This window comes from Caulobacter sp. SSI4214 (genome assembly GCF_012184455.1).
GTDB lineage: Bacteria > Pseudomonadota > Alphaproteobacteria > Caulobacterales > Caulobacteraceae > Caulobacter > Caulobacter vibrioides_E.
Genome location: NZ_SZWJ01000036.1, coordinates 25336 through 41306, shown reverse-complemented (window position 1 = coordinate 41306; position 15971 = coordinate 25336). Strand labels below are relative to the sequence as shown.

8 protein-coding genes are annotated in these 15971 nt (G+C 67.5%); 5 read left to right on the top strand and 3 right to left on the bottom strand.

Annotated elements, in window-relative coordinates; all coding sequences use genetic code 11:
• Positions 1-702 (top strand): FecR domain-containing protein (locus FCU40_RS12360; RefSeq protein WP_168075299.1); only part of this gene is annotated, 702 nt, incomplete at its 5' end.
• Positions 703-815: 113 nt separating this feature from the next.
• A complete protein-coding gene (locus tag FCU40_RS12355) occupies positions 816-4097 on the top strand; it encodes a TonB-dependent receptor (protein WP_168075297.1) in 3282 nt (1093 codons plus the stop codon).
• A 151-nt stretch (positions 4098-4248) separates the two neighbouring features.
• Here the strand turns inward: FCU40_RS12355 and FCU40_RS12350 are convergent, their stop codons facing one another.
• A complete protein-coding gene (locus FCU40_RS12350) occupies positions 4249-7002 on the bottom strand; it encodes a M14 metallopeptidase family protein (protein ID WP_168075295.1) in 2754 nt (917 codons plus the stop codon).
• Positions 7003-7210: 208 nt separating this feature from the next.
• Positions 7211-10003: a TonB-dependent receptor gene (locus FCU40_RS12345; protein WP_168075293.1), complete on the bottom strand. Its 2793-nt coding sequence runs from the start codon at positions 10001-10003 to the stop codon at positions 7211-7213.
• Positions 10004-10553: 550 nt separating this feature from the next.
• Between FCU40_RS12345 and FCU40_RS12340 the strand changes: the two genes are divergently transcribed.
• A complete protein-coding gene (locus FCU40_RS12340) occupies positions 10554-11831 on the top strand; it encodes an alginate lyase family protein (protein WP_168075291.1) in 1278 nt (425 codons plus the stop codon).
• Between the two features lie 6 nt (positions 11832-11837).
• Here FCU40_RS12340 and FCU40_RS12335 read toward each other — a convergent pair whose 3' ends face one another.
• Positions 11838-12602 (bottom strand): FadR/GntR family transcriptional regulator, encoded by a 765-nt coding sequence (locus tag FCU40_RS12335; RefSeq protein WP_035017646.1) that lies wholly within the window; start codon positions 12600-12602, stop codon positions 11838-11840.
• A gap of 171 nt (positions 12603-12773) precedes the next feature.
• On the opposite strand from FCU40_RS12335, the gene manD reads away from it, so the two are divergent.
• The gene (manD, locus tag FCU40_RS12330) at positions 12774-13985 is read left to right on the top strand and encodes a D-mannonate dehydratase ManD (protein WP_004622686.1); all 1212 of its coding nucleotides are present in this window, start codon (positions 12774-12776) and stop codon (positions 13983-13985) included.
• Positions 13986-14108: 123 nt separating this feature from the next.
• Entirely contained in the window at positions 14109-15968 is a 1860-nt protein-coding gene (locus FCU40_RS12325; protein ID WP_168075289.1) for a hypothetical protein, read from the top strand.
• The last annotated feature ends 3 nt before the right edge of the window (positions 15969-15971 follow it).

Sequence of the window (15971 nt, the reverse complement as noted above, 5' to 3'; positions counted from 1 at the left end):
GCGGCGGCGGCGGCCGTGGCCCTGGTGATCGGCGGGACGATGTCGTTCGGAACCTCGACCGCCTACGCCACCGCCATCGGCGAGCGCCGGGTCGTCGTGCTCAGCGACAACAGCCGCATCGAGCTGAACACCGACAGCAAGGTCGTGGTCCGCTACGCCCACGGCGTGCGCGAGGTGAAGCTGGTGCGGGGCGAGGCGGTCTTCGAGGCCGCCAAGGACATCCGCCCCTTCGTGGTCAAGGCCGCCGACGCGGTGCTGCAGGCCGACGGCGGCGCCGAGCTGGCCGTGCGCGTGGCCGGCGACGGCGGCGCGGTCACCGTCAAGCGGGGCCAGGTCGAGCTGGACGCCGCGCCAGCTCAAGGCCGCGAGGAGCTGAAGCTGCGCGCCGGCGTGGCGGCGACCTATGGCGGCGGCGTCAGCCGCGCCCAGCCGGTCTCCGACAGCGAGATCGACCGGACCCTGGCCTGGCGACAGGGGGCGATCGCCCTGAACGGCCAGTCGCTGGCCCAGGCCGTCGCCGAGTTCAATCGCTACAACCGCCAGCAGATCAGCATCGCCGACCCGTCGATCTCGGGTCTGCGCCTGGCGGGCTATTTCCAGACCACCGAGCCCAAGAGCTTCGTCGCCGCCGTGACCAGCGCCTTCCCGGTGCGGGCGTCCGAAAGCGCCGATGGCGCCATCCGCCTGACGCGGCGGAGCTGACGCGCAAAAACTTCCCCTGGGACTGGCGGAAGCCCGACTTGGGGACGTCGGTCTATCGAAGAGTCCTTCCCGCGCGCGCGAGGGCTGGGACCAACAGGGGGTGGCTAAGAGGCATGTCCGACCGGCGCGGCCGCGGCGTTCGCGGCTTCCTGATGACGTCCGTGGCGGCGGCGGTGCTGGCGGGGCCGGCCCTGGCGGAGGACGCGCGTCACAGCTTCAACATCCCGGCCGGCGATGCGGTGGCGGCGTTGCAGACCTTCGCCCGGCAGTCGGGCCGCCAGGTGCTGTTCGCCTTCGAGGCGGCGTCGGGCAAGCGCACCCCGGCGGTGGCCGGAACCTTGTCGGACGGCGAGGCGCTGACGCGCCTGGCGCGCGCGGCCGGTCTGGTCGTTCAGTCGGACGACGGAAAGACCGTGACCCTGCGGTCCGTTCCGGCCGAAACGGCGCCGTCTCCGCTCCCCCAGCCCTCGAGCGCGGGGGCCCGCGCGATTGAAGAAGAGGCCCAGGTCGTCGACACCCTGGTGGTCGTCGGCTCCCAGATCGAAGGCGCCAAGCGCACCGCCGCCCTGCCGGTGACGGTGATCGGCGAGAAGGAGATCCTGGCGACCGGCGCGGTGTCGGGCGACGAGCTGTTTCGCGCGATCCCCCAAGCCGGCGACGTGCAGTTCCAGGAGGCCCGCACCACCGGCAATCTGAACGACGCGCGCGGCGACGTCGCGTCGCTGAACCTGCGCAGCCTCGGGACCGGCAACACCCTGGCCCTGCTGAACGGCCGCCGCGCCGTGCTCGCGCCGGGCAGCCAGACCGAGAACCTGGTGCCGGTCCAGACCGTCAACACCAACGCTTTTCCGGTGGCGGGCATCAAGCGGGTCGAGGTGCTGCGCGACGGGGCGGCGGCCATCTATGGCGCCGACGCGGTGGCCGGCGTGGTCAATGTCGTGCTGGACACCCGGTTCCGGGGGCTGCGCATGGAGGCTCAGGCTGGCGGCTCGGAAGGAACCGGCTACCGCGAGGGCACGGTCAATGTGAAGGCCGGGACGCGATTGGCCGACGGTACGCGCCTGACCCTGTTCGGCGGCTACACCGCCCACGGCCGTCTGATGGCCAGCGAGCGCGCCTACGCGGCCAGCGAGGATCATCGCGCCGCGACGGTCGGCACGCCCTGGGAGGGCGACACCGCCTTCGACAACCGCTCGACCTCCAGCCCCTGGGGCGCGTTCACGGTGATCCCGGCCTCGACGACGGTGCGCCAAGGCGCCAGCGCCCTGACGACCTCGGGCGTGTTCCACGTCGAGCCGACCAGCAACACAGCCGCCGGCTGTTCCAGCGCCCCGCTGGCCGGCGACCTATGCCTTAAGGCCGGCGTGATCACGGGCGCCGCCGACCGCCCGCTGCGCTATGACGAGAACCCCGACCGGACGCTGAAGGGCGGGCTGGAGCGGTTCAACCTGTTCTCGACGGTCGAGCACGACTTCGGCGCGGTCACCGCCTATGGCGAGGCGGGCTATTACCACGCCCTGTTCTCGGGAAGCCGCGAGCAGTCGGCGCCGATCAGCTCGGCGCCGATCAGCATCGCCGCCAACGCCTACTGGAATCCCTTCGGTCCGGCGACCAGTCCCAATCGGCTGGCCAATCTGAGCGGCGTTCCGGCCTCCGGCCTGGCGATGACCATCACCAACTATCGTCCCGTCGACGCGGGTCCGCGCACCTACACCGTCACCGACGACAGCTACCGCCTACTGGGCGGGCTGAAGGGCGATTGGAAAGGCTGGAAGTGGGATTCGGCGCTGCTCTATTCGACGGCCCGCACCAAGGACATGACGCACAATGCGATCAGCAACACCCTGTTCCAGCAGGCGCTGAACCGCACGGACGCCAGCGCCTACAACCCGTTCAACGGCGGCGGCCTCGACAACTATTCCTTGGGTGACGCCACGCCCAACGGCCGGGACACGATCAATTCGTTCCTGATCAACGTCTATCGCGTCAGCGAGACCTCTCTGGCCCTGGCCGACTTCAAGATCTCCCGGAAGGACCTCTTCCGGCTGCCGGGCGGCGATGTCGGGGTGGCCGCCGGCGTCGAATGGCGGCGCGAGACCTATGACGACAATCGCGACAAGCGCTTGGACGGGACGATCAAGTACACCAACACCGTCACCGGCGTGACCTACGACACCGACGTGATGGGCGCCTCCGCCGCCCCGGACGTCGCCGCGCATCGCCAAGTCGCCTCGGCCTTCTTCGAGCTTGCCGTTCCGGTGATCTCGCCGGAGATGCGCATCCCGTTCGTCGAGGAGGTCAGTCTGCAGATCGCCGCCCGCGACGAGCGCTATTCCGACTTCGGCAATGTGCTGAAGCCCAAGGGCGCGATCTACTGGAAGGTCGGCCGGGGTTTCGCCTTGCGCGGCTCGGTCTCGCAGAGCTTCCGCGCGCCCAACCTGCCGCAGTTCTATAGCGACGGCTCGACCGTCTCCAACACCCGCACCGACTGGGCGGCGTGCAAGATCAACAATCCGGCCGCGACCACCTGCGCCAGCGCCTCGACGCTGGAAGTGCGCAGCGGCAACAAGACCCTCCAGCCCGAGCAGGCCGACAACGCCACCATCGGTTTCGTCTACCAGCCGAGCTTCATCCCCGCCGCCCTCGGCAAGCTGACCCTGACGACGGACTTCTGGTCGATCCGCGAGAAGAACGTCATCGGCATTCTGGGCGGGGGCAACCAGATCTATTACGACTGGCTGCTGCGCCAGAGCGGGTCGTTCAATCCCAATGTCGTGCGCGACGCGCCGGTCGGGACCAACACCGTCGGGGCGATCGCCTATATCAACGACACCTACGCCAACCTTCAGCCGCGCGTGGTCCAGGGCGTCGACTTCTCGCTCGGCTATGACTTGGACGGGACGCGCTGGGGCGACTTCGGCGTGGACGTCAATGTCGCCAAGCTGCTGAAGTTCGACCAGGCCCCCAGCCCGATCGAACGACTGCTGATCGAGGCGGCGGCGGCTGGCAAGCTGCCGGGCGTCTCGATCGTCTCGTCCGGCAACCAGATCAAGCTGGGCGGCTTTCCCGAGTTCCGCGGCGGCGCCAGCCTGACCTGGCGTCAGGGCGGCTGGGGGGCGGGCGCCTTCGTCAACTATGTGGGCGAGGTGTTCGACACCGGCTCCACCCTGATCAATGGGCGCTATTGGAAGCTGAACGCGTGGACGACCGTGAACCTCTACGGTCAATACGCCTTCGACGACGGCTGTCTGGCCGGTTCGACGGTCCGCCTGGGCGTCCGCAATGTCGGCGACAAGGACCCGCCGCTGTCCGCCTCGAACTTTGGCTACTACGGCTCGCTGCACAACGCGACGGGTCGCTACTGGTACGTGAACTTCAGCAAGCGGTTCATCTAGATCTTCGACCTGGGCGGTCCACCGCCCACGCCGGAGCGATCGCGCCCCTCCCGGGCCATCCCTCCCCCCCGAGAAGCCCTCGGGACGCGATCATCGGCGCCGGAGCTGCCCCTCCGGCGCCGAACTTCGTTTTGGGAGGTACTGGTCCCGCCTACTTCCCGCTCACCGCCGGCCCGTACAGCAGGCCGTTGAACAGGAACTTGAACGTCCCCCACGACTGGGCGCGCTGGGTGATTTCCGGGCCGAAGACGAAGACCTTGCCCTTGCCCACGTCGATGTCGAGCATGTCGGCCGAGCCCTTCAGGCGCTCCTGGCCGACCGCCCAGCCGCTGTGCAGCGGCTTGTCGCTGTCGAACCACGAGACCTTGGCCACGCCCTTGGCCTCGGCCTTGACGGTGAAGGTCGGGCTGCGGTCGAAGAAGACGTCGATGTCGGGACCCGAGCCGTAGGCCAGGGGCTGCTTGACGTCGACCTTGGCGCGCAGAACCGAGCCGGGGATGTAGAGCTCGCGGGTCGACAGGGCCTTCAGTTGGCCGTTCTCCATCTTTGCCGTGGCGACGTCGATCGGGGCGCCCAGGGCCTGGGCCAGGCGCGTCGACGCGCCGATGGCCACGACCGTGCCGCCGCCCTTCACGAAGTCGGCGATCTGGGGAAGGGTCTTGTCGTCGCTGATCCGGCCCAGCCAGGAACGGTACTGGGCCGGAATGGCCTCGGGCTTGGGCTGCGGCCCGCCGCGTCCGGCCTTGTAGGGGCCGTCGGCCGGGGCGGGGACGACGCCGTCGGGGAACACCAGGACGTCGAAGTCCTTGCCGATGTCGCCCGCGTCGAGGCGCTGCGGGTACACCACCTGGAACGGCGCCTCGAACTTCTCGAACATCCAGCGGTTCCAGCCGGACGGCATCGAGCCGCCATAGACGTCGACCAGGCCGACGCGGATCGGCTTGAGGGCGATGGTCGCGCCCGAGGGTTTGCCGCCCACGGCGTAGGCGTCGATGCCCAGGTCCTTGACGCCCTTGTCGATCACCGCCTTGGCGGCGGGCGAGGCGGGGACGAAGATCGCGCCGGGACCAAAGGCCGTCTTGCCGGCCTTGGCGCCGTCCTTGACCCAATAGACCTTGGCGCCGGCCTTCAGCAGGCGGTTGGTCAGGGTGAAGCTGGCGTTGGCCTCGTGGCTGATCAGCCAGCCCGCGCCGCCCGAGCCCTTCACCGCGCCCGGCGCGACCGAGATCAGGTCCGGCACGCGGGTCGTCGGGGCCTCGAAGCCCTCCAGGATCCGGTCGAACTTGATCCCCATCTGGTAGGCTAGGGTGTAGCCGGTCACGTCATAGGGCGCCTTGGGCGGGCCGCCCGGATATTCCAGGTCGTGCGGGTGATCCTGCGGCTCGAACATGTCGAGGATATGCGGGCGATAGGCCTGGGCCGTCCGCACGACATACGAGCCGGCGGGATAGGTCTTGCCGGCGATCGCGAAGGGCTTGGTCGCCTTGTCCACGTCGACGCCGGTCTTGATCAGGGCGTTCAGGAACGCGACCACGGTGGGCATGTCGGCCTGATCGGCGGGGATCACATAGCCGCGCGGGTCGCGGCTCTCCGGCGTCTGCAGCACCGTCTTGTACAGGCTGGGGTCGATCGCCGCGCCGTAGGGGCCCGGCTTGTCCTTGCCCGCGGCGGCCAGCGCCTCGACGCGGGTCGGGGTGGTCGTCCAGCTATCCTTCGAGCCGCGCTTGATGCTGTTGTCGCCCATCTTCCAGATGCCCAGAAGCAGGCGTTCCCTGTTGCGCGACGCGTAGTCGATGACCGCCCGGTTCATCGTCCACTGGTAGTCCAGCGAGTCCTGCAAATGCCATTCGCGCGGCGCGATGGGGGCGGGGCGGTCGTTGCCCGGCAACTGCAGTTCCGGCACCAGGTTGACGGTCGTCGGGGTGGGGCCGCCGATGATCTCGGTCAGAAGGCCGATCGAATTGTGGAAGTAGGCGACCGACCGCTCCATGCCGTTGTGCCAGGTGGAGTAGGGCGCGGCGCTGCGGGCGCCCGAGCCGGGCTTGTCCTCGGCCACCAGGCGGCTGTGCATGGCCATGCCGACTTCCTGCAGCTCGGTCATGACCAGAGGGTCGTAGTTGAAGTTGAACGGATCGCGGAACGGCGGAACGAACACGACCATGCCGTTCGGGCCGGTCTGGTGCTGGTTGTAGATGATCTGCGGGTACCATTCGCGGAACAGCTGCCGGTTGACGTTGGTCGTCTCGGCCATGGCCGACATGAAGCTGTCGCGGTTGTTATCGTGGCCGATGTACTTGTGGTACAGGCGCGGCAGCGAGCCGAACTCGCGCTTCTTCGGGTCCTGGTTCCGCATGTACCAGTCCGAGACCATCTCCATGCCGTCCGGATTGTCCTGGCCGAACAGGATGATGGTGTCGTCCAGCATCCGCAGGGTCTCGGGATCGGTCTGCGTCAGCATCCGATAGAGCACTTGGATCTGGCCCTGCGAGGTGATGGTCTCGCTGGCGTGCAGGCCGGCGTCGATCCAGACGATGGCCTTGCCCTCGGCGGCCAGCTTGCGGGCCTCGTCCTCCTTGACGCCGTCGGCCTTGGCCAGCTTGCGGGCGATCTCCTTGTAGCGGTCCAGCTTGGCCAGGTTGGCCGGCGACGAGACGATGGCCACCCACATGGTGCGGCCTTCCTCGGTCTTGCCGATATCGACCAGCTTCATGCGGTCCGACTGGCCAGCCAGGGTCTTCAGATAGGCTTCATAGGCCGTGTAGTTGGCCAGGAAGTAGTCGCTGCCGACCGGCTGGGCGAAGGCCTTATCGGGCGGGGTGATGTCGGCGGCGATCGCGCCGCTGAGTCCGCTGAAGGCCAGTACCAAGCCCAAGGCCGCTCCGGCCATCGCTCCGCCACGCGTCATTTCCAACCCCGTAAGCTCTGGGCGGACGCATCGGCGCGCCGCTCCTCCCTAGACTGACGTAACTGGAGAGCGTTTCCGCACCCGGAGCAACGGACCGTTCAGCCCATTTTTTCGGGTCGCCAAAAGAAAAGGGGCCGCCCTCGCGGGCGGCCCCTTCCATCTCATCCGGCCCTACTCACGCGGCCGGTAAGCGAGATAGCTCGGAAACTCAGTACTTCAGGCGGACGCCCAGCCGGAAGTACCGACCCACGGCGCCGGCCTGCGAGTAGGTCGGGTTCCAGTTCACCGCGGCGTAGTTGGCCGGGTTGAACATCGGGCCCGCGTCGAACAGGTTCAGCACATCGGCATAGACCGTGGCCTTGTCGTTGATGTCGTACCGGCCCGTCAGGTCGAAGTCGTAGAAGTCCTTGGTGTGGCACTTGAAGCCGTCCCCGCCATACAGGCACGACTGGTCGCCGGTGTAGCTCTCGTCGATCTCACGGATGCCGCTGACATAGTTCAGCGTGCCGGTGAAGCTGATCGGACCGCGGGTCAGGGTGTTGCTCCACGACGCGCGGTACTTCGGCGTGCCGGCGCCCGACGACAGGGCGTAAGGCGCTTCCTTGCCGGTGTAGTTATAGGTCACGCCGTCCTGCGTGTACTTGAAGTCGAACATCGCGGTGGCTTCCAGATTGCTGGTCCACTTGATGTCCGCCGGCAGGTACATGGTGTTCTGGACGCTGAGGTCCATGCCGCTGGTGCGCAGCGAGTCGGCGTTGATATAGGGCGACGACACCGACAGGATGCGCGGCAGGGCGGTCGGGTGATCCGGATCCGGCAGGTCCGGGGTCACCACATAGCCGGCCGGGATGGCTTGACCCGCGTAGTAGGCGGCGATGGCCGTCCCCGCGCTGGCCTGGGCGATCACGTTGTTCTTCTTGATGTGGTAGTAGTCCAACGCGACGCTGAAGCCGCGCGTCGGGGCCCACACCACGCCGGTGGTGAAGCTGGTCGACTTCTCGGGCTTCAGGTCGGGGTTGGCCGCGGTGATGTTCGAGAGCGAGTAGGTCTTGGTGTACTCGCTGCCGCCGTGGGCCGCGACGAAGGCCGGGTAGTTCGTGAACGAGAAGTTCGTGAAGCCCTGGCTGGCCGAGTTGCCCGATTCCGAGAACGACGGCGCGCGGAAGCCCTTCGAGAAGGTGGCGCGCAGGGCCACGGTCTTGATGGGCGTGTACTTGATCCCGATCTTCGGCGAGAAGTTGCCGCCGAAGTCCGAATAGTGGTCGTAGCGGCCCGACAGGTTCAGCTCGACATTGTTCAGCACCGGCATCCCCAGTTCGGCGAAAGCCGAGGCGACCGTGCGGTTGCCGATGGTGCGGGCGTTGCCGAGGCCTTGCGCGTCGTTGACCGGGTTCAGGGCCGGATCGTTCGTGGCCTCGTAGCGGAACTCGCCGCCCACACCCAGCTGGGCGGGGCCGCCCGGCAGGTTGAAGACGTCGCGCGAGGCCACGAAGTTGATCGAGTCCAGGTCGGTGGTCGAGGTCTTGGTCAGGGCCGGGGCGAGGGCGGTGCGCACGGCCTGGCTGTTCTGCGACGGGTCGATGAAGTTGTAGGTCCCGTTCTTCACCGCGCTCAGCAGGTTGCTGTAGCTGACGAAGCCGTTGGACGTGCTTTCCAGCCAGCCGTGGGCGATGACCAGATTGGCCTTGTAATTCCAGTCGTGGGTCGTGCCTTCCACGCCGCCGACCATGCGGGCCATGCGATTGGTGTAGCGCGAGCCGGTCGCCAGGTCGCTGAAGGCGTAGCGGATCAAGGCGTCATAGCCTTGGGCCGCGAACGGGTCGTTCGGGTTCAGCTGGCCGTTCGACAGCACCGCCGGCAGGACGATGGTCGACAGGTTGTGCGGGGTTGACGACGAGATGCCGGGAGGGCCGCCGGTCACCGAGGTCTTCGACTGCATGAAGCTGGTCGACAGATAGGCCTGGAAGTCGTCGCTCGGCTTGATCGTGAAGCGGCCGTAGACGCCGGCGCGCTCCTGCTGGGGCTGAACGTCGCCGAAGGTGGCGAGGTTCTGGGCGCAATAGGTCCCGCCCGCCGAGGTGGTCAGCGGAGCGTTGGCGCCGCAGGTGCGCAGCGGTTGCCACAGCGAGCCGGGGACGGCCACGCCGGTCGAGATGTCGCCGGGCGTTCCCTGGGTGGCCGGCTTGACCTGACCATAGAAGGTGCTGCCGCCGGCGCCCGGATTGTTGTTTTGGCCGCCGGGAATGCCCGACAGGTCGTTGGTGTTGTACGGATAGCCGCGCTGGTCGATGCGGATGCGCTGGTCGCGCTGGTACTCGACGTCCAGATAGACGTTGTACTTGTCGGTATCGAGGTCGCCGTGGCCGATCTCGCCGTTGAAGCGGTACTGGTTGCCGCCGCCATGCTGGGACGTGCCGACCGACAGGTCCGCGCCCATGCCCTGGTAGTTCGACTTCATGATGATGTTGACCACGCCGCCGATGGCGTCGGCGCCGTACAGCGACGAGGCGCCGTCCTTCAGCGTCTCGATGCGCTCGACCGCGTTGAACGGGATCGAGTTCAGGTCGACGAAGCCGCGCTGGCCGTCGTCGGCCAGGGGATAGTTGGCGTTACGCAGGCCGTCGATCATGACCAGGGTCGAGTTGACGGTCAGGCCGCGCAGGGCCACGCCGGTCGAGCCGGCGGCGAAGCCGTTGCCGAAGGCGGCCGGAACCGAGCCGGAATTGTCGGCCGACAGGCTGCGGATGGCGTCGGCCACCGTGGTGATGCCCTGGGCCTTCAGCTGTTCGCTGGTCTGGACGGTGACCGGCGACGGGGTGGCGGTGTCGGTGCGGCGCAGCAGCGAACCGGTGACGACGACGGCCTCGACCTCGTTGTTCTGGGCGGCCGCGGGCGCGGCGGGGGCGGTGGTCTGGGCGTTCGCGGCGAAGCCGGCCAGCGTGGCCATGCCCGCGATCATCGTGGTCGCGAGCAAACGACCCCGGGTAATCTGGTACTTCATTTTCGATCCTTCCGGGCAGCCCGCGCCGGCGGTGGCCGACGTCCTCACGCCCGATCCAAGATTGACGTTCCCGTCGAAATCGGCGGTTGAGGCGGCTTAGAAGTCGGAAGGCGAAGCGGTCAATCGCACATGACGAATATGTAAATGCTTTGTCTTGGTGCTGTCGCTTTAAGGCAACGCCTTGCGCCAATTGAGGCGGCAATAAGTCAAAAACTTCGCCTAGGCGAAACATTACAAAAATTTATCGGCAAAAAGTCGGAACCGAACGCATATTTGGGCAATGCGCGAACATGAACATTTTTTCATTTTATGAATATCGATACTCAATATCGAACTTTATTCAATAACGATGATCTTTCATTTGGCGGGGGCACGCGCGGTCAAGTTCGCGGCGCAAGGCTTCGCGGTCGGCGGGGCGTCGCGGCAAAGGGGAAATCGCAGCGGCTCAAACTTATTTGGCCAATTTGGTCTGACCAATCTTGCCGCCCTTTCGTGATCGGTTATGGTCTCCGTCGCGACCGCGAAAATCGGCGTTTCGGGAGGCTTCGGGATGGTGCGATCGGTGATCGGGGGCGTGGCCCTGTGCGCGAGTCTGCTGGCCAGCGTCCCCTGCCTTGCCTTGGCCGACCCTGTCGGCGGCGCGCCGGTCTGCCGCGCCAGTGACGGCTACGCCGCCGACTTCGGCGGTCGCCGCACCTTCCGCTGGACCCCGCGAGGGTTGGCCGCCGCTAAGGCCGACCGCGACAGCCCAGCCCTGGCGCCCGCCTACAAGGCTCTGATCGCGCGCGCCGACCAGGCGTTGGCCGGACCTGTCTATAGCGTCGTCGACAAGTCCCGGGTCCCGCCCAGCGGCGACAAGCACGACTATATCTCGATGGGGCCGTATTGGTGGCCCGACCCCGCCCGGCCGAACGGCGAACCCTATGTCCGTAGGGACGGCGAGGTGAACCCCGAACGGGACACCAACGCCTTCGACGCGAGCCGGATGGAGCGGATGTCCGCCGCGGTCGAGGCCCTGTCGCTGGCCTACTACTTCACCGACGATCCCCGGTACGCGACCAAGGCCGCCGCGCTGCTGCGCGTCTGGTTCCTGGACCCGACCACGCGGATGAATCCGTCGATGACCTACGCGCAGGGGGTGCCGGGGCGCACGCCGGGCCGGGCCGAGGGCGTGCTCGACACCTATCGTCTGCTGCGGGTCGTCGAGTCGATCGGCGTGCTGGCGCCGTCCAAGGTGCTGACGGTCGCCGATCAGAAGGGCTTGGAGCGCTGGTTCGCCGACTACGTCCAGTGGATGCGGACCGCTCCGACCGCCCTGGAGGAGCGCGCGGCCAAGAACAACCACGGCATTTGGTACGACGCCCAGCTGGCGACCTTCGCCCTGTTCGCGCGCCAGCCTGACCTCGCCAAGGCGGTGATCGCCGGCGCGGGGCCGGGACGCATCGACCCGCAGATCCAGCCCGACGGCAAGCTGCCCGAGGAACTGGCCCGCACCAAGGCGCTGCACTACAGCTATTTCGCGCTGGAGCCCCTGGTCGGTCTGGCCGAGCTCGGCCCTTGCGTCGGCGTCGACCTCTGGCGTTACAAGGGGCCGAAGGGGCAGGGGATCCGCGTCGCCTTCGACTATCTCTCCCCGTTCGTCGGCGACGAGGCGGCCTTTCCCTACAAGGACCTCAAGCCCCAGGAGGCCACGCGCGAGGCCCTGCCGCTCTACGACGCGGCGGCCTGGGCCTATGGCGACGCGGGTTTCGCCGCCAAGGCCGACCAGATCGCCAAGACGGAGCCGGCGGCGATCAGCCGGCTGACGGCGCCGGCTTATCGGAAGTAGGGGCGTTCAGATCGCCGACCGTCGCGCCAGCTCCGTCCGGCGCGCGGCCACTTCCTTGCGGGCGCGTTCCAGGGCGTCGATCTCGGTGGCGGTCAGAAGGTTGTCGATCACGCGGCCCAGATGTTCGCGCATGGCGTTGCGGGCGGCGGTCGGATCGCGCTCCTTGAGGGCCAGCAGGATCTCCTGATGGTCGTCGATCAGCGGACGGACGCCGACTTGGCGGGCGCGTTCCAGCATCGCCCGGCACAGAGGCGACTTGTAGCGCAGGTCCCAGAGGTTCTCGACCACGGTGACCAGAGCGCTATTGCGACTGGCGCGGGCGATCGAAACGTGGAAGCGACGGTCGGCGCGCTCGCCGCCGCGCGGATCGCTGTCGTTCTCCACGACCATGTCGTCCATGATCGCGGCCAGCTCGGCCAGCTCCTCGTCGGTGATGGTGGCGGCGGCCAGGGCCGCGACCTCGCCCTCGATCAGGCGGCGGGCCTCGGTCAGCTCGAAGGCGCCGATGTCGAGCTCGGGCTCGGCGGCCTCGGCGCGCGGGGTTTCGGTCACATAGACGCCCGACCCGTGACGCGCCTCGACCAGGCCGCGAATTTCCAGCGCGATCATCGCCTCGCGCACGGTCGGGCGGCTGACCTTGTAGTCCTCGGCGAGGTCGCGCTCGGACGGCAGGCGCTGGCCGGGCTTGTGCAGGCCGTCGCGAATCGACTCGGCGATCGCGTTGGCGACCTGTTGGTAGAGCTTGCGGGTTTCGGCCGTCGAAGTGGTCATATGTTTCTGGTCCAGCCGGCGCGGCGCCGGCGTTTGGCTCAACCTATTGCAAGCCTCCTCGCTTCGCTACAGCCCTTGGCGACCAGAAACTGGCAAGGCCACTAGCATCTTGCCAGATATCTCTATAGAAGTGGTCAGGCCACTTAACGCCACGTCCAACCCCTTAGGTCCATGCTGAAGATCATCGACGCCAAGGTCATCGTCACCTGCCCCGGCCGCAATTTCGTGACTCTGAAGATCACGACCGAGGACGGCATCACCGGCGTCGGCGACGCCACGCTGAACGGCCGCGAGCTGGCCGTCGTCAGCTATCTCCAGGATCACATGATCCCGTGCCTGATCGGTCGCGACGCGCACCAGATCGAGGACACCTGGCAGTTCTTCTACCGCGGCTCGTACTGGCGCGGCGGCCCCGTGGGCATGAGCGCCCTGGCCGCCGTCGACATGGCGCTTTGGGACATCAAGGCCAAGGTCGCCGGCCTGCCGCTGTACCAACTGCTGGGCGGCGCCAGCCGCGTGGGCGTCACCGTCTATGGCCACGCCAACGGCGAGACGATCGACGAGACCATCGCCGAGGCCGTCCGTTATAAGGGCCTGGGCTATAAGGCCATCCGCCTGCAGACCGGCGTGCCGGGCCTGCCCAGCACCTACGGCGTGTCCAAGGACAAGATGTTCTACGAGCCGGCGGACAACGATCTGCCGTCCGAGAACGTCTGGTCGACCCCGGCCTATCTCAGCCACACCCCCAAGCTGTTCGCCAAGGCCCGCGAGGTTCTGGGCTGGGACGTCCACCTGCTGCACGACGTGCACCATCGTCTGACCCCGATCGAGGCCGCGCGCCTGGGCAAGGACCTGGAGCCCTACCGCCTGTTCTGGCTGGAGGACTCGGTTCCCGCCGAGAATCAGGCCGGCTTCCGTCTGATCCGCCAGCACACGACGACGCCGCTGGCCGTCGGCGAGATCTTCTCGAACGTCTGGGACTGCAAGCAGCTGATCGAGGAGCAGCTGATCGACTATCTGCGCGCGACGGTCCTGCACGCGGGCGGCATCACCAACCTGAAGAAGATCGCCGCCTTCGCCGACCTGCACCACGTCAAGACCGGTTGCCACGGCGCGACCGACCTCTCGCCGGTGACCATGGCTGCGGCCCTGCACCTGGGCATGGCGATCCCGAACTTCGGCCTGCAGGAATATATGCGCCACACGCCGGAAACGGACGCGGTCTTCCCGCACGCCTACACGTTCAACGACGGCATGTTGCATCCGGGCGACCAGCCGGGCCTGGGCGTCGACATCGACGAGGCCGAGGCCGCCAAGTACGACTACAAGCGCGCCTACCTGCCGGTGAACCGCCTGCAGGACGGTACCATGTTTAACTGGTAAGACCAAATCGACTTGACATCTATCGGTGTGCGCTGAGATTGGTCATGCCAACTCGGCGCCGCCGGCTTCGCCATGGCGTCCGAATAACCGACCCGTCTGGGAGGCGGGCGCCATGAGCGAGCGATGCGCGTGCGTGATCTTCTGTTTCTGACGGCGGCCCTCGCGATCGCCGGCGCCGTTCCCGCCATCGCCGCCGAGGATCCGCGCGGTCCGCTCTACGCCGGCGCCCTCGCGCCGATGAACCAGACGATCGAGACGCGCCTGCTGCCGCGCATGGCCGTGCTGGCCGACAAGCTGCTGGCCGAAAAGCGAGACATGGCCCTGGACGGGGTCAAGGTCTTCGAGGCCGACGACAAGTTCCTGCCGGGCAAGATCGCCGTCGGCCTGGCCTATCTGATCATCGACACGCCGAGGAGCGATCCCAGGTCGGCCAAGTACCTGGCCGCCTATCGCCAGATCGCCGACATGACGGTCGACGACCCCAATGAGACCTGGGGCGTCTACTACTACTGCCAGGCCATCGTCATGCTGAAGCAGGCGGGGCTGCTGGACCAGGCGATCTCGCCCGCCACGCTGGAGAAGCTGAAGGCCAAGCTGGACTGGCGTCGCTTCGTGCGCGAGCGCGACATGACGCTGATCGGCCTGCCCAACAACTATTACGGCGTGGCGTTCAGCGTGGCGCGGCTGCGCTATCGGCTGGGCTGGGAGGACGCCAGCGCCAGCGAGGCCCTGCTGGCCCGCACGCTGGACCACTATCGCCAATATTCCGGCCAGTACGGCTTCGCCGACGAGACCGACGGCGACGGGCGGTTCGACCGTTACAGCGTCCTGCTGATCGGCGAGATCAGCCACCGCCTGATCGAGGCCGGGATGCCCGCCACCCCCGAGGTCCGCGTCTGGCTGCGCCGCTCGGTCGACCTGATGCTGCCGCGCCTCAACCCGCGCGGCGAGGGCTTCGAATATGGTCGCAGCATCGGGACCTATGGCGAGACGGCGTTTCTCGAGGTGCTGACCGCCGCCGCCAAACTGGACGTGCTGACGCCGGAAGAGAAGGCCATGGCCTATGCGTTCAGCGCGCGGGTCGCGGCCCGCTACATGGACTTCTGGTTCGATCCAGCCACCGGCTCGGTCGACATGTGGGACCATGGCCGGCGGACGGACGCCTATCGCGGCAAGCACCGGATCCTGGGCGAGAACCTCAGCCTGGGGCGGCAGTACATCTATACGAACGCGATCTGGAACGAGCTCGGCTTCAAGGACCAGGCGCCGGACCCCCGCTTCCAGGCCTGGCTGGATCGGCTGCCCAAGCGGACCGTGACCTGGTTCGCGCGGGGCCGATATGACCGGCTGGTCGTGACCCTGCGCGATGGCGGCCACGTGATCGGTCTGCCGATCATCAATGGCGGCGAGGGGCAGCACATGAACACGCCCTACTATCCGATCCCCTTCTCGCCCGGGATGCTGCAGGGCGTGGCCGACGGGGTGTTTCCGCAACTGCTGCCGCGCCTGACCCTGGAGGACGGCGCGCGACTGGCGCCGCTGGCCTACGCCAAGGGCGTCAAGGTGGAGGGCCGGGGCGCGCGGACCACGGTCAGCTATGCTCAGGACCAGCTGGATCGCCTGGGCGGCAAGGCCCCGGTCGCCGATGACCGGGTCGGGGTCAGCACCACCTATCGGTTCGAGCCGGGCCGGATCAGTCGGACCGATGTCTTCACGCCCAAGCCGGGCGTCATGATCAAGGCCGTGGACCTGGCCTTCGCCAGCTTCTCAGGCCAGGCCGTGACCCGGGGCGCGGCGACCGCCTTCGGAACCGGCGACGTGACCGGTTTCAAGGTCGAGGGGCTGTCGTGCTCGACGCGCGCCCTGGCCGACGAGCCGGCCTATCGTTCGCCGACAGGCGCGATGACCAGCCTGACCAGTTGCGCCGGCGCCGCCGGAACGACCGGTCCCGTCACGATCAGCTGGGAAATCACCTATCGATAGGGG